This window comes from Streptomyces hebeiensis (genome assembly GCF_052983195.1).
The window spans coordinates 1,346,680-1,366,086 of record NZ_CM129812.1; the positions used below are offsets into that span (position 1 = coordinate 1,346,680).

Sequence of the window (19,407 nt, forward strand, 5' to 3'; positions counted from 1 at the left end):
CGCTCCCGTCAGTCGTTGCCGTCGGAACGGCCACTGCTGACGTCAGACTCCTGCTCGGCACGGGTGCGTGCGGCAACGATCTTCCGCTTCGCGACGAGCAGGCCACCCCCCTCGGGGGTCACCGAAGTGGTGTTCTCTTCCACCATCGGGCTACCTCTCTTCTCGGGAACTCCCACCGGGAATTCGGCGGGAAGCATCAGGGACAGCGGCCCATGCGATTACCAAAGAGCCGCGGCGAGAACCAGGGCACAGCCGCCAAGGATCGCGGCCAGGTGGAGCGGCCCCGCGTACCGGCCAAAGTGGCGCAGCGCCCAGTGGCCCAAGCCACGCATCACGTCGCCTTCGGCTCCACCGCCACGGGGCGGAGAGCACTGGCAGGCAACGAACTGCGGCCCGTGCACCGAGGGCACCCGCACGGCGGGTACTTGGTCGGCGAACCCAGGATCACCGCATTGCGCGGCTCCACCTGCACCTCACGCACCGGGCCGTACGTCCGGCCGCCGTCGTACGACACCCGCAGAGAGTCATACGCCCGGCCACAAGCGCCCACCGCCATCGGGGCCGAACGCCCGCCGGTAATCCATCCCCCGACCTACGCCGTAACGCACTCGCTCTTCGTTTCGCTCGGTCGCTGTCATGGGGGAAATCATTGACCCAGAAAGCGACGACTGTGTAGTTCTTTCCCGTCATGGACTAAAGATCATGAACGGCAGACGGCAGCCCACTCCGTCAACAAGGCTCGGGCTTCAGCCCCGAATAGCGCGTACCCCTCCAGCGTCGAGAACAGTTCCAAATGCATTTCGATGTCGCGTGGATCTCTCAGGATCACGACTCCGGCGGTGTTCTCCACAGTGGCCAGGGTGCGGTCGTAGACAGTGAAGGTGTCCATCGGGGCCATGAGCTTGTATCCCGCGATTGGGATGACACCGATCTTCACATTCGGCAGGTGGGTCAATGAGGCCAGCCGGTCAATCTGCATGGCCATCGCGACCGGAGGCAGGAGCGGCCACCTCACGGCCTGTTCGGTGAGGATGAAGGTGAACCGCTTCTGAGTGTCGTAAAGAACCTCCTGCCGCTCCAGCTTCCTTGCGATCGTCTTAGCGACATCAGCCGGTGAATGGGCGAGGCTGGCCCGGATGTACTCAGGGGTGGACAGCAGCCCCGTAATCATCGAGAGCAGGAAGAAACGGAACTCGGTAGAGGAGGATTCGAGCGCGGCAAGTTCGGTCTGCTTCTTTTCCAGTCCTCTGCGGCGCAACGAACGAAGGTCTTGCCACTCGGTATTGGCCAGCCTCGCGAGGGTAATAACCTCCTCAATGACCTCGGGCGGGGCGACGACGGCCCGGAGGATTCTTTCCAGGTCGAGCAGGCTCGGTTGCGCTTTCCCGTTTTCGATCCGACTGATCTTAGATTGAGACATGTTGCAACGCCGAGCGAGCCGGTCCCCAGTGAGGCCGGCTCGCTTGCGTAGTTCTTTCAGCAGGGCGGCCAACTCTTGCTTCGGCTGCCCCAACTGTTCAGGGTCGAACGTCACCCGCTCACGTACTCCAGGAATGGAACCGACTCGGCAACAGCAATCTGCTTCCACTGACGATACGGCTCAGGATCACTCTCGTACAGTTCCCGGCTTATCTGCGTCCCGTCCGCCCGGTAGTTCATCAGGACCACCTTGGAATCATCGAACATCCAGAAATCCTGATCCGGAAGCCCCGGGTTCTCCCGCTCGGTGAGGTCGAGAATGCGGATATCCTCGCCCGCCTTCACGTGGTGCCGGTAATAATACTCGAACTCGAACCGAAGGTAGTCCGAGAGTGGGCGGGTCACTACGTGCACCCTGCCGACGCTCTTCCCTTCCGAGGTCCATTGCTGAACCTCGTCCATCCAGGCCGACGTGTAATCATCCGGCGATTTCTCCCCGGCGAGGAAGCGCTTCAACTTCTCCGCTTCCTGGGGCATGGTGTAGAAGGGCAGCGTCTCCAGCCGCCACGCCTCACGCTCCATGGAATCGAAGCAGTCATTCCACGCGTCACCATCCAAGTGCACGGAATGCCTCCCTGAGAACCGCCTCCGGGATTTCCACGAGCCCTTCACCAGCGGGCGGGGGGAAGGCGGCGGACACGTCGCCCTGCACCACGAACGATCCGGTCGCCGTGCGATACACGTTCGGGCAGTCCTTCTCTCCGCACTCGCCGTTGCCGTTGCCCGTGAGCCGGGTGAGTGCCGAACGTTCGGACATGCCAAACCCTCTTGCTCTGACCTCGTTTGGGCCGCCTGCCCACCGACAGTAGAGGGGGCGGCGCAACGCGTCTATGCGTGAACGCGACTATGCGTGTCCTTGCATAAACAGGTCCCCGACCGCCCCAGCCGCCCCCGGTACGTGGTCACGTACGCGCCCGTGCAGACTGGGCGTAGCCCCGTGGCGCGGTCCGGGAAGCCTGACCAGGGACGGACGCCCCGGAGGAGGGTTGGTCACGTGACCAACGCATGACCAACAGGGGCCCGAGAGGGCCTGAAACAGCAGGAAAGAACAGGAGAAGCATCCGCTGAAATGAAGGCTGTCGACGGGCGTTTTCCCAGGTAAGATCCGTTGTGGGCTGGTGCCCGAGAGGAGAGTTCAAGTCCCCCCTCGGACACCAATCAGCGAAAACCCCAGTTGATCTGGGGTTTTTCTGCTTCTCGGCAGCGCCCGGAGCGGCACTCCCGGAACGTGCCGCCGCTCTCTCGCCGACGTCCGCCGGTACGTGTGGCACATCGGGCGGAGACGACGACTCCGGTTCGCACGCACGAGTTCGACGCGGCGGCCCTACGCATGATGATGGACGTGGGCCTCGGCTTCGGCTCCGCCATCGTTCACTGGGCGGGACCGCGCCACCTCGGAGAGAACACGAACACCCGGAGCGGACCATGGTGATCGCCCACCCCGTCACGGTCGTCGGAGTCGGCAACGAATTCCGACGGGACGACGGTGCGGGGCCCTCGGTCGTCGCCCGGCTGCGCGAGCGCGTGGCCCACGGCGCCCTTCCGGTCGGAATCCGGCTGGTGTGCTGCGACGGGGAACCGGGACGGCTGATCGAGCTGTGGACGGATGTCGCGCTGGCAGTGGTCGTGGACGCCGCCCGCGCGCTGCCAGGCCATCCGGGCCGGATCCACCGGCTGGAGTCGTGCGCGTACACGGTCGGGCAGGGCGGCGCGGCGAGCAGCCACGGGCTCGGCGTGGGCGCGGCGGTCGAACTGGCACGCGCGCTCGACAGGATGCCCAGGCGTCTCATCGTCTACGCGGTCGAAGGAGCGGACGGTTCTCCGGGCACGGGCCTGACCCCTGTGGTCGCGGCGTCGGTCGGCCCGCTCGCGGAACGGATCGAGGAGGAGATCATCCAGTACATCGCCCGAACCCAGGGCGAGTCGTGATCGCGGGGCGGACAGAAGTGAACGCGCGACGGCGCTTCGTCCCCACCGCCCCCATGGCGCCGGACGCTCGGGTGCGACCCGAGCCTCGTCAGGCGCACGACCCGTATCCGCGGCGTCCGCGCTGAGCCGCGGCATCCGGACGGCTCGCCCTCCTCCCGCCGCGCTCGGAGTGCGGACCCACTGCGGTGTGGTCAGGCTGAGTAGGCAGCACCGCCCTCGAGCGAGAGCAGGAGAGGCCATGACCGCTGTGACAGTACTGCCGGACGCCGACAGCACCCCCTGCGTGCTGGACCGCGACGGCGTCGGGGCGCTCGTACGCGAGCTGCGCGCCCGGGGACGTACGGTGGTCGGCCCCACCGTACGCGACGGCGCCGTCGTACTGGCCGAACTCGAATCCGCCGACGAACTGCCCTACGGCTGGGGAGTGGAGCTGGAGGCGGGCCATTACCGGATCAGGCGGCGGTCCGACACCGCGGCCTTCGCCCATAGCGCCGGGCCGCAGTCCTGGAAGAACTTCCTGCACCCCGAGCGGGTACGGCAGTGGAGCGCGGACCGTGGACCGGACGGTGGGATGACGGTCCATGCCGAGCGCCCCGAGCCCACCTCGTTCGCCTTCCTGGGCGTACGGCCCTGCGACCTGAGGGCGATTCAGATCCAGGACCGGGTCATGACGGGTGGCCGGCACCGGGACGACGCCTACGAGGAGCGCCGCTCCGGTGCTTTCCTGGTGCTGGTCGAGTGCACCGAGCCGGGCGCCACCTGCTTCTGCGTCTCCATGGGCACCGGTCCCGCCGCCCAGCCCGGCTACGACCTGGCTCTGACCGAGGTCCTGGACGACGCCGGGCACCGCTTCCTGGCCCGGGCCGGCACCGCTCGAGGCGCGGAAGTCCTGCGGAGCCTGCCACGGCGGCCCGCCGACGACGTCACGCGCACGCGGGCCCGCGAGGACGTCGAGGCCGCCGCCGGAAGGATGGGGCGCACCATGCCACCGGTGGACCTGCGCGGCCTGATGGCGGACAGCCTGACGGCCGAACGCTGGGACGACGTCGCCGCCCGCTGCCTGACCTGCGGCAACTGCACCATGGCCTGCCCGACGTGCTTCTGCACCACCACCGAGGACGTCAGCGATCTGACCGGAGACCACGCCGAGCGCTGGCGGCGCTGGGAATCGTGCTACGACCTCGACTTCACCCACCTGCCCGGGGGCTCCGTCCGTACGTCCCCGCGCAGCCGCTACCGGCAGTGGCTCACCCACAAACTGGGCACCTGGTGGGACCAGTTCGACAGCTCCGGCTGCGTGGGATGCGGTCGCTGCCTCGTGTGGTGTCCGGTCGCGATCGACATCACCGAGGAGGCACACGCCCTGCACCAGGAAGCCCTCGACCGGCGGGCCGAGGGAAAGGACGGAGCGCCGTGAAGCGCGTCGGTCTCCTCGCCGCCATCCCCGAAGGGTCCCGCGAACGGCTCATGGAGCTGGGCCGTGAGGTCTCGTTCCCCGTCGGCGTGAGGATCTTCGAGGAGGGCAGCCGGGCCGACCGGTTCTGGTTGATCCGCACCGGCACCGTCAATCTCGACGTCCATGTCCCGGGGCGCCGGGCCGCCGTCGTCGAGACCCTCGGCGAAGGCCGGTTGCTCGGGTGGTCCTGGCTGTGCCCGCCACACCAGTGGCACCTGGGCGCGGAGGCGGCGAGTCCGGTACGCGCCTGGGAATTCAGCGCGGCCGAGGTCCTCGCCCTGTGCGACCGCGATCACGAACTCGACCACGCGCTGCTCAGCTATGTCGTGGGGGTCATCGGCCGCCGCCTGCGAGCCGCCCGCACCCGGCTGCTGGACCTCTACGGACCGTACGGAAGCGGGTCGGACCAGTGACCGCGGTCCCCCTCCCCTACCGAGTGGCCGACAACCGGGCCGAGACCGCCGACACCCGCACGGTCGAACTGCGGCCGGTCGGCGATGGAGCGCTGCCGGCCTTCCGCCCGGGGCAGTTCGCCATGCTGTACGCCTTCGGGGTCGGTGAGATCCCGGTGTCCGTCGCCGGCCTCCGGGACGGTGTCCTGACCCACACCATCCGCGGGGTGGGAGCGGTGTCGCGCGCTCTGTGCGCCGTCCGCCCGGGGGCGCACGTAGGGGTACGGGGCCCGTTCGGCGCCGGCTGGGACCTGGCGACCGCCGCCGGACGCGATCTGCTCGTGGTCGCGGGTGGCATCGGTCTCGCGCCGCTGAGGCCGCTCGTGCAGGCGGTGGTGTCGACGTCCCACCGTCACGGCCGGCTGAACGTCCTCATCGGCGCGCGCACACCCGAGGACCTGCTGTACCGGGAGGAACTGGACGGCTGGGCACGTCCGTACTGCGGTGTGACGGTGGACCGCGCGGGGGCGGAATGGCGCGGTCAGGTCGGGGTGGTGACCACCCTGCTGGATCAGGCGACGTTCACACCGCACGACACCACCGCCTTCGTCTGCGGCCCCGAAGTGATGATCCGTGCCACCGCCCGCGAGTTGCTGCACCGTGGTGTACCGGCGCGGCACATCCGTGTCTCTCTGGAACGCAACATGCACTGCGCCACCGGGCACTGCGGTCACTGCCAACTCGGCCCTCTGCTCCTGTGCCGGGACGGTCCCGTCGTCGGCTACGACCGCGCGGGGCCCCTGCTCGCGGTCCGGGAGCTGTGACATGAGCGGGACCCAGCGTCTCCGCCCGCGGCTCGGCGTGTTCAAGTTCGCCTCCTGCGACGGTTGCCAGCTGACCCTGCTGGACTGCGAGGACGAGTTGTTGCCACTGGCCGCCGAGATCGAGATCGCCCATTTCGTCGAGGCGTCGAGTGACATCGGGCCGGGCCCGTACGACCTGTCGCTCGTCGAGGGCTCGGTCTCCACCCCGGAACACCTCGAACGTGTCCGGCGCATCCGTGCCGAATCCCGTCATCTCGTCACCATCGGCGCCTGCGCGACGGCGGGCGGTGTCCAGGCCCTGCGCGACTTCGCCGACGTCGCCGAGTTCCGCGCGACCGTGTACGCGAGACCCGAATACATCGAGACTCTCGCCACCTCCACACCCATCTCGGCCCATGTCCCCGTCGACTTCGAGTTGCGTGGCTGTCCCATCGACCGTGGACAACTGCTCGAAGTCATCACCGCTTTCCTCGCCGGTCGCCGGCCCGACATCCCGAACCACAGTGTGTGCTTCGCCTGCAAACGCCGCGGCATCACCTGCCTCCCCGTCGCACGCGGCATTCCGTGCCTGGGACCGGTGACGCACGCGGGATGCGGAGCGCTGTGCCCGGCTTACGATCGGGGGTGCTACGGCTGCTTCGGCCCGTCGGCCTCGACGAACATGCCCGCCATGATTCCGCTGCTCCGCGGCGACGGCATGAGCGACGAGGACATTCTCCGTTTTCTGCACACCTTCAACACCCGCGACTTCGCGGCGATCGAGCCACCCGGCGAACTCGACGACGGAGAAGAGGGGGTGTCCACGTGACGCGCCGCGGCTCACGCGTCCTTCGCGTCGGCGCTCTCGCCCGAGTGGAGGGCGAGGCGGCACTACGGCTGATGATCAGCGACGGCACCGTCGGCGAAGCCAGGCTGAACATCTACGAGCCCCCACGCTTCTTCGAGGCGTTCCTGCGCGGCCGCCGGCACACGGAGCCGCCGGACCTGACTTCGCGTGTGTGCGGCATCTGCCCCGTCGCCTACCAGACCAGCGCCTGCCACGCGGTCGAGGACGCCTGCGGCGTCACCGTCGACGCGCGGCTGGCCGCGCTGAGGCGACTGCTGTACTGCGGCGAGTGGATCGAGAGCCACACCCTGCACATCTACCTGCTCCACGCGCCCGACTTCCTCGGCTGCGACGACGCGATCGCGCTCTCCCGCACCCACCGCACCGACGTCGAAAGGGGGCTGCGGCTCAAGCAGGCCGGCAACGCCGTCGTCGAGTTCCTCGGAGGCCGGGCCATCCACCCCGTCAACATGCGCGTCGGCGGCTTCCACCGCGTTCCCGCGCGTACCGAACTGCGACGATTGGTCGAACGCCTGCGGCAGGCGCTCGACGACGCCCTCGAGACCGTCGCCTGGGTGGCCGGCTTCGACTTCCCCGACGCCGAGTGCGACGCCGACCTGCTCGCCCTCAGCGAGCCGGGCACGTACGCCATCGAGAGGGGCACGCCCACCGTGCTGCCCCACGACGGCGGAGGCCGCACGTGGGCGTTCCCCCTCCCGGACTTCACCACCCACGTGATCGAGGAGCAGGTACGCCACTCCACCGCGCTCCAGGCCCGCCTGGACGGCCGACGGCACCTCACCGGCGCACTGGCCCGGTACGCCATCAGCGGCCACCAGCTCCCGCCCACCGTCCGGGAAGCGGCCCGAGCGGCCGGACTGGCCGACCCCTCCTCCGGAACGATCTGCCGCAATCCCTTCCGGAGCATCGTCGTCCGCGCCGTCGAAGTCCTCTACGCCGTGGAAGAGGCGCTGCGCCTGATCGACGCCTACGCCCCTCCGCCCCGGCCCGCCGAGGACGTACCCCCGCGAACCGGAGTCGGCCACGGCGCCACCGAGGCACCGCGCGGCACCCTCTATCACCGCTACACCCTGGACGCCGACGGGCTCGTCACCGAAGCCTGCCTCGTCCCGCCCACGTCCCAGAACCAGGGCGCCATCGAGGAAGACCTCCGCCGGGTGGTGCAGGACCGGCTGCGGCACGGCGACGCCACCGACGCCGAACTGACCCGCTTGTGCGAGCGGGCCATCCGCAATCACGACCCGTGCGTCTCCTGCTCCGCCCACTTCCTCGACCTGGATGTCGACCGGTCCCGAGGCGGGGGGCGCCGGTGAGGCACCTCGGGATTCGGCATGGACACCGGCGGTCCGCGATCCGCCCGCCGCCCCGGGACCGCTCCCCCGGCGTGCGGCGGCCGGACCGCTGCACCACCATGAGTGGCAGGTCCGGAAGTACGCGCGCCGGGATCACGGCTCGTCACGAGCGTTCCGGCCCAGGGCGATCGAGGTGAGGGCATGGCACCGGCGACTTCCCCGGATCCGGCGCACGCGTTCGCCCGGCCGCCCGATACGGGCGGCCGGGTCCCCTCGGAGGCGGAGGCCGCCCGCGCGGGGCTGGCTGAGACGCACACCGCGGTGGTGGTGTTCGTGGGGAACAGGGCCTACAAGGTCAAGAAACCCGTCGATCTCGGGTTTCTCGACTTCCGGACGGTCGAGGCCCGGCGTGCCGCGTGTGACCGTGAGATCGCCCTGAACCGGCGGTTCTCACCGGACGTGTACGAGGGGCTCGGGGAGTTCGGTCCTCCGCGTGGCGGGCCGCCGGAACCCGTCGTGGTCATGCGCCGCATGCCCACCGCCCGCCGGCTGGCCCATCTGGTGAGCGTGGGCGCGCCGGTGGGAGACGCCCTGCGCGGGGTGGCCAGGCTGCTGGCGGCCTGCCACGCCCGTTCACCGCGATCTGCCACGATCGACCGTGAGGGGACCCGTGACGCGTTGCTCGCCCGGTGGGAGGCGAGTTTCGAACAGGTGCGCGGACTGGGCGAGCGGCCGCTGAGCGGGTTCTCCGAGATCGAGCACCTCGTCCGGCGCTATCTACGAGGCAGGAAGGACGTGTTCGACGTCCGCATCCGGGAAGGCCGGGTGGTGGACGGGCACGGCGACCTGATGGCGCAGGACATCTTCTGTCTCGACGACGGTCCCCGTGTCCTGGACTGCCTGGAGTTCGACGATCGCCTGCGCTACGTCGACGGACTCGACGACGCCGCCTTCCTCACCATGGATCTGGAGCGGCTCGGGGCCCCCGACGCGGCCGCCGCCTTCCTCGCGGCCTACAGCGAGTACTCCGGTGATTTCGCACCCGTCTCGCTGCGCCACCACTACGTCGCCTACCGCGCGTTCGTCCGCGCCAAGGTCTCCCTCTTCCAGGCCCACCAAGGTCTGGACGTCCCACACTCCGACGCGGAACGGCTGGCCGACCTCACGACGCGTCACCTGCGCACGTCGGCGGTGCGACTCGTCCTGGTCGGCGGTCTTCCCGCCAGCGGCAAGTCCACCCTCGCCGGCGCGCTCGCCGACCGGTTCGGCTTCACCCTGCTGAGCAGCGACCGGCTGCGCAAGGAACTGGCCGGGATCCCGCCGGACCGGGCCGCGCCGGCCGCGTACGGAGAGGGCATCTACACAGCCGAGTGGACACGGCGCACCTACGACACGCTCGTCGGCCGTACCTCGGCGCTGCTGTCCGCCGGGGAGTCGGTGGTCCTCGACGCCACGTGGACGGACGGGGCGCACCGGGCCGCCGCCGCCCGGGCGGCCGAGCGATGCGGCGCCGATGTGATCGCGTTTCGCTGCGAGGTGCCGTCCGATCTGACGGCCCGACGGCTGAGGGAACGTCCGCCTGGACCGTCCGACGCCGGGCCCGCCGTCGTCGACGCCCTGGCGACGACAGCCGATCCGTGGCCGGAAGCGACCGTGGTGAACACCAGTGGTGCTCTGGAGGCCGCGGTCGCCCGGGCCTCCGGCCTGATCCGGCCCGACGGCCTCGACCACACCAGGATCTTCCGGCGTTCCTACATGGAACCCGGCTGAGTCCCGGGGCCCTGAGCGCCGGGCGCCGTTCACCGCGCCCTTCGGGTGACACCGGGGCCGTCTGCCCGGCGCGGTCCGGTCGGGACCAGTCGGAGGCCTCTACGGTGAGGACGGCCGTGGCCGGCGGCCGGGCGCCCGTCACCCGGGCGCCGGCCGCGAAACGGATGCCTTGTCGGGAGGAAGACGCCCGGTGGACGCGACCTACTCGGTTGTGCTGGCCCTCCTCTTCGGGTGGGGATTGTGCTCCCGGCGGGTGGCGAAGACCGAACTCACCGCGCCCGTGGTCTTCGTCCTCGTCGGATTCCTGATGCACCAGGGCTTCGGCGAGGTGGGCCTGGCCCCGTCCCGCGAGGCGGTCAAGGCGCTGGCGGAGACCACGCTCACCTGGGTGCTGTTCACCGATGCCGCACGCTTGTCCTTCCCGTCCCTGCGCCCGGACGCCGCTTTGTACCTGCGGCTCCTGGGAATCGGGCTGCCCCTGTGCATCGGGCTCGGCACGCTGGTCGCCGTCGGTCTCCTTCCGGGGGTGACGGGCTGGGCGGCGCTTTACGTGGGCGCCGCACTGGCGCCCACCGACGCCGCACTCGGAGCCTCGATGATGACCAATCCGGTGGTGCCCGCGAGAATCCGCCGGGCCGTCAATGTCGAGAGCGGCCTCAACGACGGAATCGCCACTCCTTTCGTCGCCCTCGCCCTGGCCGGAGTCGCCGCCGCGGAGGCGGGCACCGGCCATCACTCGGATTCGGGCGGTGCGCTCCTGGAACTGCTGATCGGGATCGGCTACGGCACCTCTCTCGGGCTGGCCGCCGGTCGGCTGCTGCGCCGCGCGCTGCGCCGCGGATGGGCGGCCGAGGAGTTCGCGGTCACGGCCGTGCTCGCGCTCGCGCTGCTGAGCTACACATCCAGCATCGCGCTCGGCGGCAACGGTTTCGTGGCCGCTTTCGTGGCCGGGCTGGGCTTCGGCACCGCGTACGGGGAAGGCGCCCCGGAATGGCAGCTGCGGTTCACCGAGCAGTCGGCGTCGGCGCTCTCCCTGCTCGTCTGGCTGGCGTTCGGAGCGGTTCTTCTCCCGGCGGCCATTCCCCATCTGACGTGGCAGGCCCTGGTCTACGCGGTACTGAGCCTGACGGTGCTGCGCATGGTGCCGGTGGCCCTGGCCCTGCTCGGCAGCGGCCTCGACCGGGGCACGGTGCTCTTCATCGGCTGGTTCGGCCCCCGCGGGCTGGCCTCCGTCATCTTCGGCCTGCTGGCCGTCGAGGAACTCGACGCCTCCGCGGCGCGCGCTGTCGTGCCGGTGGTGGTCTGCACGGTGCTGCTCAGCGTCCTGGCCCACGGGGCCACGTCCGGGCCCCTGGCCCGCCGCTACGGCGCGGCGGCGTCCGCGCACGCCCCGGACCGGCATCGGACCGTGGACGAACTGCCGGTACGGAGCCTGGCCGCCGGACACCACCGCCGGAAATGAGACGGACGAGACGAGGAGCCGATGAGTCAGGCGGAGGAACCGGGCGGGGAACGGGCACTGCACCAGGTGCTCCGTGACCCGGGATACGGGAAACTGCTGCTCCTCGCCGCCCTGCTCGGCGTGCCGGTCTCCCTGGTCGCCTTCGGTTTCCTCGCCCTGGAGCACGCCGTACAGCACTGGCTCTGGACCGATCTGCCGCGTCACTGGGGATGGTCCCGGACGCCGTGGTGGTGGCCGCTTCCCCTGCTGGCCGTTGCCGGTTCGGTGGTGGCCGGTGTCGTCGCCCGGCTCCCGGGGCGTGGCGGGCACGTCCCCGCCCACGGCACCGTCGGTGAACCCGCTTCCGCGGCGGCCCTGCCAGGGGTGGTACTGGCCGGACTGGTGAGCCTGTCCTTCGGAGCGGTGCTCGGGCCCGAGGCCCCGTTGCTGGCGATCGGTGGCGGGCTGGCCCTGCTGGCCGCCCGAGCCCGGCGACGGGACAGTGCCCCGGGCCTGGACGCCGTGGTGAGCGCGACCGGAGGAGCCGCCGCGATCTCCACGGTCTTCGGTAATCCGCTGATCGCGGTGGTGCTGATCCTCGAGGCCGCCGGGCTCGGCGGGCCGCGGCTCATCGCACTCGTCCTGCCCTGCCTGCTGGCGAGCGGGATCGGGGCCCTCGTCGTCACCGGCTTCCGCGACTGGTCCGGTCTCGACACCGGGACGCTGGCCCTCCCCTCGGTGCCACCGGCCGGGACGCTGGGAGCGGGTGACTTCCTGTGGGGAGTGCTCCTCTCCGCGGCCATCGCCTGCGGGGTGGTGGCGGCGACCCGGGGCGGTCGCGGGACGGCCGCCTGGACACTGCGACGCCCGGCCCCGCGGACCGTACTGTGCGCGCTCGCCGTGGGAGTACTCCTGGCGGCCTACGCCCTGTGCACCGGCCGTTCGCCGGAGGAGGCGGCGCTCTCGGGCCAGGCGGCGCTCGCGGACCTGGCTGCCCGCCCCGGGGCCTGGCCCGTTCCGGTACTGGCCTGGCTCCTGCTGTTCAAGGGCCTCGCCTGGACGGTCTCGCTCGGAGCCCTCCGCGGCGGAGCCGTCTTCCCGGCGCTGACGCTCGGCTCGGCGCTGACGACGATCTGTGCGGATCTGCCCGGTTTCGGGGTGACGTCGGGGCTGGCGGTGGGGCTGGCCGCCGCCGGCGCGGCGGTCACCCGGCTCCCCGTCACCGCGTCGATCCTGGCGACACTGTTGCTGGGGCCGGACGCACCGGGGCAGATGCCGCTCGTCATCGTCGCCTCCGTCGTGGCCTTCGTCGTGGGGGAACTCCTCCGCTCCCGACGGCGATCGCGGGGCACCTCCGCGGAGCCGCCCGCCGACGCCGCTCCCGCACGTGGTTCTCCGCCGGTCGGCTGACCCCGCCGGAAGCGGGCGGACCGGCAGGGCCTGTCGGGACCCCGGCCTGGGCCGTTCAGCCCTAGGGGTGCCGTATCGGCGGTGTTTGCATGGAAGGTGACCCGAAGAGCCGCGGACGTGGCGCGGCGGAGCGTGTCCAGGTCGGAGAACGGGATGCACCATGCACAACCACACACACAGTGACCGTGGCGGGGGCGTGGCCTCCCACGGAGGCAGCGATCTCGGGCGGCGCGTCAGTGCCCGCCGCGCCGAGCTGGGACTCTCCGTCGAAGAGGTCGCGCGGCGGGCCGGGTCGGCTCCCGGATACATCACCTACATGGAGGATCAGCAGGCGGTACCGGGAGTCGGGTTCCTGCTCAGACTGGCCGACGCGCTGGAGACCACCGTGCCCGAACTGGCCGGCGGCGGCATGGATCTTCCGCCTGGGCTGGGAGAGGCGTCGCCCCGTGCGGAACTGGTGGTGTTGAAGCCCCATGAGTGCCGTGCGCTGCTGTCCACCCACGGCGTCGGACGCGTGGCCGTCTCCACACACCGCGGGCCCGCTGTCATTCCCGTCAATTACGTCGTCATCGGCGGAGGGATCGCGTACCGGACGGCGCCGCGCACGGCGGCTGCCGCTGCCGCCGGGCAGAAGGTCGCCTTCGAGGTCGATCACTTCGACGAAGCGCTGAGCCGAGGATGGAGTGTCAACGTCGTCGGTATGGCTCACGCGGTGACGGGGGACGCGGCCGCACGGGGGTTTGACGAGCAGGCGTTCACCGAACCCTGGGCGGGTGGTGAACGGCATCTCTGGTTCGAGATCTTTCCCGACTACATCACCGGGCGCCGCATCGACGTGGCGCCGCAGGGCGACCGGCAGCCCTGACGGCCCTCGTCGGCGGCCTCGACGCAGGAGGCACCATGTCCCGCAGCCCGCATCGTGTGAGTGATGTGATGACGCACCGTGTCGTGGCCGTCGACCGGCAGGCCGGGTTCAAGGAAATCGTCGAGACGATGGACGGCTGGAGGGTGAGCGCCCTGCCGGTGCTGGAGGGAGACGGGCGCGTGGTCGGCGTGGTCTCGGAGGCGGATCTGCTGCCCAAGGAGGAGTACCGGGACGCGGATCCGAGCCGCCGTGAACAGATGAACCGTCTCGACGACCTGCGCAAGGCGGGTTCGGTGACGGCCGAGCAGCTCATGAGCGCCCCCGCCCTGACCGTGCGGACCGACGCGACGCTCGCCCAGGCCGCGCGGACCTTGGCGCGCGGGGCGGTGAAGCGGCTGCCCGTGGTCGACGGCGCGGGCCGACTGGAGGGGATCGTCAGCCGGTCCGACCTGCTGAAGGTCTTCCTGCGCACGGACGAGGACATCGCGGAGGAGGTCCGCGATGACGTCGTCGGCCGCCTGTTCCCGGTTTCCCGCGCGGGGATCACCGTGACGGTGACGGACGGAGTGGTCACCCTTCGCGGCGGAATTCCGGACACGGCGCTCGTTCCGGTGGTGGCACGGCTGACACGGGCCGTCGAGGGGGTCGTGGACGTCGAGTGCGAGCTGATCGGACCGCTCGCCCGGAAGGCGGACCGGCCCGCCGCGGGACCTCGGCTCTGAGCCGCAGGGGCGCCTCACGCTCGCGGTACGGGCGTGCGAGTTCAGTCCGGTCCCGTCGGAACGACGCCGGGAAAGCCCCGCGTCCACCAGGACCGGCCGTCAGGCAGCACGCCCATTCCCTCATGGCCCTCGAGGGTCTCCAGCCAGTTCCTCGCGGCCGGGCCCATGGCGAAGGCCGCGGTGGCGTACGCGTCGGCTGTCGTCAGCCACCGACCGGTGACCGTGACCGAGGCGAGGGCGACGGCCGGTGAGCCGGTGCGGGGGTCGAGGACGTGTGCGCCCCGTTCGGCGACGCCCGAGGTGGCGACGGCCAGATCCCGACCGGCGACGACCGCGCGCAGCGCGGCGGCACCCAGCGGATCGGCGATACCGAGGCGCCAGGGCACGCCCGGGGCCGCCTCCCCGCGCAGCTGGATGTCGCCCCCGCCGTTGACGCAGGTGTTGTGGGCACCGGCGTCGTACAGAATGTGCGAGGCACGCTCGACGGCCCATCCCTTGACCAGGCCCGAGGGGTCGAGGACGCCCCCGGCCGTGTGGCTGAACCAGCCGCCGGTGTCCCGCTCCGCCCGATCGCACAGCGACAGGACCGAACGGACCTCGGCCGGACACTGGCCGGTTCCGATCTCCCCCCGCGCGAGGCGGCTGATGACGCTCGCGGGCCGGTAGGTGGAATACACCTCGTCGACGTGGTGCAGCCATGCCACGGCCTCGCGCAGGGCCACCACCACCGCGCCGGTGGGCCTGTCACGGATGTCGAAGGAGAACACCGTGCCCATGACGTGTTCGACGTGTCGCAGAGCGGCTCCGGGCCGCGCACCGAGTTCAGGCACCGGCCCGGTCCAGCGCGCTCTGGAGGGACCGGATGTAGCCCTGGCTCGTGTAGCTGGCCCCCGAGACGGCGTCGATGTGCGCGTTGCCGGCGCTGAGCGCCTCCCGGGTCAACGCCGGCACGGCCGTGGCGGCGATCTGTTGGTCGCGCCCGCTCCCGGACGGCACCTGAAGCACTCGGACGCCGGTCAGTCGGCCGGCCCGGACGGTGGCCTCGACCTGCACCGGGCCGTACGGCGTCCCGATGGTGTCCCCGGTGTACGTGCCGCCCGTGGAACCGCCGGACGGGGCGGTGCCGCCGACCGGCGGAGGCGTGGCCGGAACGGGCCGGGGCGCGGCGCCGACCGGGCCGGAGTGGTGGGGTTTGAACGCGAGCAGCAGGACGATCAGGGCGCTGGTCGCTGTGGTGGTGAGAACGGCTCGGCGCACGGGGTGGGCTCCTCAGAACTCGAACGACTCGTGGTGGATACGGCGGCTCGGGACCCCGGCGCCCCGCAGGGCTCGCTTGGCGGCATCGGCCATACCGGGCGGGCCGCAGAGGTAGACCTCGTGAGCGGCGAGGTCGGGCACGAGCCCGCGCAACGCGCGTGGGGTCAGGGGCGAGGAGTAGGCGGCGGGTTCGCTGACGACGTAGTGGACGGTGGCTCCGCGGTCGGCCGCGATCGCGTCGATTTCGGCGCGCAGCGCCAGGTCCTCGGGCCGCCGGGCGCGGTAGACCAAGGTGACCTGGCCGGGCAGCGTCTCGAAGAGCGCCCGCAGCGGCGTGATACCTGCGCCCCCCGCGAGGAGCAGCACCTTGCGCGGGCCGTTCGTGGGCGCCGTGAAGGCGCCGTACGGCCCCTCCGCCCACACGCGCGTACCGGGCCGTAGCCGAGCCAGGGCCGCGCTGTGCCCGCCCGCCTCCTTCACGGTGATCCGCAGCAGGTTCGGCAGCGCCGGCGCGGACAGGGAATACGGGTTCGCCGTCCACCACAGGCCCGGCGCGAGGAAACGCCAGCGGAAGAACTGCCCCGGCCGGGCGCCGAGCTCGTCGAGCCGCTCCCCGGCGAGATGGACGGAGACCACACCGGGTCCCTCGTGGCGGATACCCGCGACCCGCAGGCGGTGCCTCAGGGCCCCGCGGACGGGGACGAGGAATCGGTACCAGCCGACCAGACCGGCGACGCCCAGGTACAGGGCGTACCACGCCGTCCGGGCCAAGGGCTCGGAAACGAAGTCGGCACCGTTCGACAGCTGGTGTCCGAAAGCGAGGAAGACGGCGAGATAGGTCGCGAAGTGCAGGTAGTGCCAGGTTTCGTAGCGCAGCCTGCGGCGCGCCGCCCGGGCCGAGACGATCCCCGTACCGGCCAGCAGGAGAGAAGCCGCGGTGGCCTTGAGCATGTCCGGGTACCGCAGGACGAGCGTGCCGGTCTGGTCCACCACCGGGGTGTGCGAGGCGAGCGCGTACCCCCAGATGGTCAGCAGCACGTGGGCCAGCACCAGACAGATCGTGTACCGGCCGCCCGCGGCGTGCCAGCGGGCCAGCCGGTCGGTCCCGACGGTGTGGTCCAGCAGCGGCAGGCGCGCCATCAGCGCCACCAGTACGGCACAGCCGTATCCGGCCAGCAGTCCGGTGATCCGGCCCGCGCCGGTCAGCAAGTCCCCGGCCCCGACGACCGAGGCCGTGTCGTGCCACCACAGACCGAGAACGCCCGCGGCACCCGCCCAGATCAGCGCCTGGGCGAGCGGGGGGACGAATGAGCGGGCCGCGTACGAACGCGGACCGGGAGGTGCGCCGTGGCGCGCGGGGGCTGCGGTGCTCATGTGTCCTCTTCCTCCGGTGGGGGCGCCCAGCGTGCCAGCGCCACCTCTGAGGAGCCTCTGAGGCCGCTTCCGCCATGTCCGCCAGGACGAGACTCAGAGGAACCTCAGAGGGAACGCGAGAGCCGTCCGCTCCCGCCACGAGGGATGCTGGAGGGACCATGGCCACACACACCACCCCGCCCCGCCCGCTCGACCACGACGGCGGCGCCGTGCGCGTACTCGTCGTCGACGACGAGCCCGATCTCACCGAGGTACTCGCCGGAGCCTTGTCGAGTGAGGGCTTCGAGGTCCGTACGGCGGGCGACGGCAGAGCCGCCCTCGCGACGGCCCGGGGCTTTTGCCCCGACGCTGTCGTGCTCGACTGGATGCTCCCCGACATGGACGGACCGCGCGTGCTGCGGGAGCTGCGCACCGAGCAGCGGAGTGTGTGCGTGCTCTTCCTCACCGCCCGCGACGCCGTCGAGGACCGCATCGCCGGGATCACCGCGGGCGGCGACGACTACGTGACGAAACCGTTCAGTCTGGAAGAGGTCCTGGCCCGGCTGCGCGGCCTGCTGCGCCGGGCGGGCATGGCCCGCGAGCCGGACGGCGACCGGCTGGTGGTCGGCGACCTGACGATGGACGAGGGCGCCCGGGAGGTCTTCCGGGGCGGCGACCCCGTCGAGCTGTCCCGGACGGAGTTCGAACTGCTGAGGTTCCTCATGCGCAATCCGCGGCGGGTGCTGTCCAAGGCCCAGATCCTGGACCGGGTCTGGTCGTACGACTTCGGCGGCCGCGCGCATGTCGTGGAGCTCTACATCAGTTACCTGCGCAAGAAGATCGACGCGGGGCGGCCCGCCATGATCCACACCGTGCGGGGCGTGGGATACGTCCTCAAGCCGGCGACCCCGTGAAACCGCGGCTGCCCCGCACGCTGAGCGGCCAGATCACGACCGGCGTGGTGCTGCTGCTCGGCGTCGCCTGCTTGACGGTCGCGTTGGTGACGGCGCTGGCCCTGCGGGGATTCCTGATCGAGCGGCTGGATCAGCAGCTGGTCAGCACCGAGGGACGGTTCGCGGCGAGCCTGGAACATGAGCGACGGCAGGACGCCGACAACGGGGATACACGGGGCCAGTCGGAGGGCACCTTCGGAGCCCGGCTCCTGGACGGCACACCCACGCGCACCGCCGTCGTCCGTGACCGGGGCGACACCCCGGTCACGCTCAGCGCCGCCGACCGCCGCGCGCTGGGCGGTCTGCCCGACAACGCGAGCGGGCACACCGTACGGCTGTCCGCGCTGGGCCCGTACCGTCTCACCGCGATCCCGGGGGACGACGGCGACGTGCTGGTCACCGGGCTCCCGCTGCGCCCCGTCGAACAGACGGTGCACCGGCTGGCGGCGGTGGAGGCCGTCGTCTTCGGTGGGGCCCTGGTCGTCACGGGTGTCCTGGGAGTGCTCTGGGTCCGCCTCTCGCTCCGTCCGCTGCACCGCGTCACCGCGACCGCCGCGCGCGTGGCCGAACTGCCGCTCGCCGGCGGTGAGGTCGCCATGCCCGCCCCGGTGCCGGTCACGGATCCGCGTTCAGAGGTCGGCCGGGTCGGTACCGCGCTCAACCGGATGCTCGGCCATGTGGGCCGGTCGCTGGAGCGCAGGCAGGCGAGCGAGGAACGTCTGCGCCACTTCGCCGCGGACGCCAGCCACGAGCTGCGCACACCCGTGGCGAATGTGCGGGGCCACGCCGAACTGGCACTCCGCCATCAGGGGCCCGTGCCGGCGGAGGTGCGCCGCGCGCTGGACCGCATCCAGTCGGAATCGGTCCGCATGAGCGGACTGGTCGACGATCTGCTGCTCCTCGCACGGATCGACGCCGGGCGCGCCCTGAGCCGCGACCCGGTCGACCTGACCCGCCTCGTCCTCGACGCGACGGACGACGCGCGGGCGGCCGGGCCCGGCCATGTGTGGCTGCTCGATCTGCCGGAGGAGTCCGTGACGGTGGCCGGGGACGAGCACCGTCTCCACCAGGTGGTGGGAAACCTCCTCGCCAACGCCCGCACGCACACCCCCGCCGGCACGCGGGTCGTTGTACGCCTCCGGCCCGGCGGGGGGGCCGCCCGGCTGACGGTGGCGGACGACGGTCCCGGCATTCCGGGGGACCTCGTGCCCGAGGTCTTCGGCCGTTTCGTACGGGCCGACCGGAGCCGGTCACGCGGCTCGGGCGGCACCGGGCTCGGACTGTCCATCGTGCTCGCCGTCGTCACGGCGCACGGGGGTACGGCCGAGGTGACGAGCCGCTCCGGGCACACGGCATTCACGCTGGACTTTCCCGTCCTACGGCCGGACGGTCCCGACGCCGACGGGTGAGCGGGCAG

Annotated in this window: 20 protein-coding genes; 13 read left to right on the plus strand and 7 right to left on the minus strand. The window is 71.2% G+C overall.

Translation table 11 applies throughout. The annotated features are described in order from the left end of the window. Window positions 1-8: 8 nt before the first annotated feature. The 4 genes from ACU6P3_RS05795 to ACU6P3_RS05810 form a co-directional block, all read right to left on the minus strand. Window positions 9-146, minus strand: coding sequence for a hypothetical protein (locus ACU6P3_RS05795; protein WP_164543625.1), 138 nt, complete (start codon window positions 144-146; stop codon window positions 9-11). A gap of 554 nt (window positions 147-700) precedes the next feature. Next, complete coding sequence (gene relB / locus ACU6P3_RS05800; RefSeq protein ID WP_447196187.1) at window positions 701-1,534, minus strand: type II toxin-antitoxin system RelB family anti-toxin; 834 nt, start codon at window positions 1,532-1,534, stop codon at window positions 701-703. After that, complete coding sequence (locus ACU6P3_RS05805; RefSeq protein WP_447196188.1) at window positions 1,531-2,043, minus strand: DUF6879 family protein; 513 nt, start codon at window positions 2,041-2,043, stop codon at window positions 1,531-1,533. The genes relB and ACU6P3_RS05805 overlap by 4 nt, the downstream gene beginning before the upstream one ends. After that, complete coding sequence (locus ACU6P3_RS05810; RefSeq protein WP_447196189.1) at window positions 2,027-2,236, minus strand: hypothetical protein; 210 nt, start codon at window positions 2,234-2,236, stop codon at window positions 2,027-2,029. The genes ACU6P3_RS05805 and ACU6P3_RS05810 overlap by 17 nt, the downstream gene beginning before the upstream one ends. A gap of 668 nt (window positions 2,237-2,904) precedes the next feature. Here ACU6P3_RS05810 and ACU6P3_RS05815 point away from each other — a divergent pair. The 11 genes from ACU6P3_RS05815 (at window position 2,905) to ACU6P3_RS05865 (ending at window position 14,427) form a co-directional block, all read left to right on the plus strand. Beyond that, on the plus strand, window positions 2,905-3,408 hold the full coding sequence (locus ACU6P3_RS05815; protein WP_447196190.1) for a hydrogenase maturation protease: 504 nt from the start codon (window positions 2,905-2,907) through the stop codon (window positions 3,406-3,408). 238 nt (window positions 3,409-3,646) lie between these two features. Then, window positions 3,647-4,825, plus strand: a complete 1,179-nt coding sequence (locus ACU6P3_RS05820) for a 4Fe-4S dicluster domain-containing protein (protein ID WP_447196191.1) — start codon at window positions 3,647-3,649, stop codon at window positions 4,823-4,825. Continuing rightward, window positions 4,822-5,277: a Crp/Fnr family transcriptional regulator gene (locus tag ACU6P3_RS05825; protein WP_447196192.1), complete on the plus strand. Its 456-nt coding sequence runs from the start codon at window positions 4,822-4,824 to the stop codon at window positions 5,275-5,277. The genes ACU6P3_RS05820 and ACU6P3_RS05825 overlap by 4 nt, the downstream gene beginning before the upstream one ends. Next, window positions 5,274-6,080 carry an FAD/NAD(P)-binding protein gene (locus ACU6P3_RS05830; protein ID WP_447196193.1) on the plus strand — a complete coding sequence of 269 codons (807 nt, stop codon included), beginning with the start codon at window positions 5,274-5,276 and terminating at the stop codon, window positions 6,078-6,080. Before ACU6P3_RS05825 ends, ACU6P3_RS05830 begins: the two co-directional genes overlap by 4 nt. Before the next feature lies 1 nt (window position 6,081). Then, window positions 6,082-6,888: an NADH-quinone oxidoreductase subunit B family protein gene (locus ACU6P3_RS05835; protein ID WP_447196194.1), complete on the plus strand. Its 807-nt coding sequence runs from the start codon at window positions 6,082-6,084 to the stop codon at window positions 6,886-6,888. Then, window positions 6,885-8,240, plus strand: a complete 1,356-nt coding sequence (locus ACU6P3_RS05840; protein WP_447196195.1) for a Ni/Fe hydrogenase subunit alpha — start codon at window positions 6,885-6,887, stop codon at window positions 8,238-8,240. The genes ACU6P3_RS05835 and ACU6P3_RS05840 overlap by 4 nt, the downstream gene beginning before the upstream one ends. A gap of 279 nt (window positions 8,241-8,519) precedes the next feature. Next, window positions 8,520-9,989 carry a bifunctional aminoglycoside phosphotransferase/ATP-binding protein gene (locus ACU6P3_RS05845; protein ID WP_447197777.1) on the plus strand — a complete coding sequence of 490 codons (1,470 nt, stop codon included), beginning with the start codon at window positions 8,520-8,522 and terminating at the stop codon, window positions 9,987-9,989. Between the two features lie 190 nt (window positions 9,990-10,179). Beyond that, the gene (locus tag ACU6P3_RS05850) at window positions 10,180-11,451 is read left to right on the plus strand and encodes a cation:proton antiporter (RefSeq protein WP_447196196.1); all 1,272 of its coding nucleotides are present in this window, start codon (window positions 10,180-10,182) and stop codon (window positions 11,449-11,451) included. A gap of 21 nt (window positions 11,452-11,472) precedes the next feature. Then, window positions 11,473-12,840, plus strand: a complete 1,368-nt coding sequence (locus ACU6P3_RS05855) for a chloride channel protein (protein WP_447196197.1) — start codon at window positions 11,473-11,475, stop codon at window positions 12,838-12,840. Window positions 12,841-13,000: 160 nt separating this feature from the next. After that, window positions 13,001-13,705 (plus strand): helix-turn-helix domain-containing protein, encoded by a 705-nt coding sequence (locus tag ACU6P3_RS05860; RefSeq protein WP_447196198.1) that lies wholly within the window; start codon window positions 13,001-13,003, stop codon window positions 13,703-13,705. Between the two features lie 35 nt (window positions 13,706-13,740). Further along, window positions 13,741-14,427 (plus strand): CBS domain-containing protein, encoded by a 687-nt coding sequence (locus ACU6P3_RS05865; RefSeq protein ID WP_447196199.1) that lies wholly within the window; start codon window positions 13,741-13,743, stop codon window positions 14,425-14,427. A 41-nt stretch (window positions 14,428-14,468) separates the two neighbouring features. Here the strand turns inward: ACU6P3_RS05865 and ACU6P3_RS05870 are convergent, their stop codons facing one another. From ACU6P3_RS05870 to ACU6P3_RS05880, 3 genes are read right to left on the minus strand one after another with little or no spacing between them, the layout of a single operon-like run. Then, complete coding sequence (locus ACU6P3_RS05870; protein WP_447197778.1) at window positions 14,469-15,203, minus strand: FAD:protein FMN transferase; 735 nt, start codon at window positions 15,201-15,203, stop codon at window positions 14,469-14,471. 46 nt (window positions 15,204-15,249) lie between these two features. Next, the gene (locus tag ACU6P3_RS05875; protein ID WP_447196200.1) at window positions 15,250-15,684 is read right to left on the minus strand and encodes an FMN-binding protein; all 435 of its coding nucleotides are present in this window, start codon (window positions 15,682-15,684) and stop codon (window positions 15,250-15,252) included. A gap of 12 nt (window positions 15,685-15,696) precedes the next feature. Next, the gene (locus tag ACU6P3_RS05880; RefSeq protein WP_447196201.1) at window positions 15,697-17,058 is read right to left on the minus strand and encodes a ferredoxin reductase family protein; all 1,362 of its coding nucleotides are present in this window, start codon (window positions 17,056-17,058) and stop codon (window positions 15,697-15,699) included. A gap of 158 nt (window positions 17,059-17,216) precedes the next feature. Here ACU6P3_RS05880 and ACU6P3_RS05885 point away from each other — a divergent pair, with 158 nt between their 5' ends. Both ACU6P3_RS05885 and ACU6P3_RS05890 read left to right on the plus strand, forming a co-directional pair. Next, window positions 17,217-17,951, plus strand: a complete 735-nt coding sequence (locus ACU6P3_RS05885; protein ID WP_447196202.1) for a response regulator transcription factor — start codon at window positions 17,217-17,219, stop codon at window positions 17,949-17,951. Further along, a complete protein-coding gene (locus ACU6P3_RS05890; protein ID WP_447196203.1) occupies window positions 17,948-19,399 on the plus strand; it encodes a HAMP domain-containing sensor histidine kinase in 1,452 nt (483 codons plus the stop codon). Before ACU6P3_RS05885 ends, ACU6P3_RS05890 begins: the two co-directional genes overlap by 4 nt. Window positions 19,400-19,407: the final 8 nt, after the last annotated feature.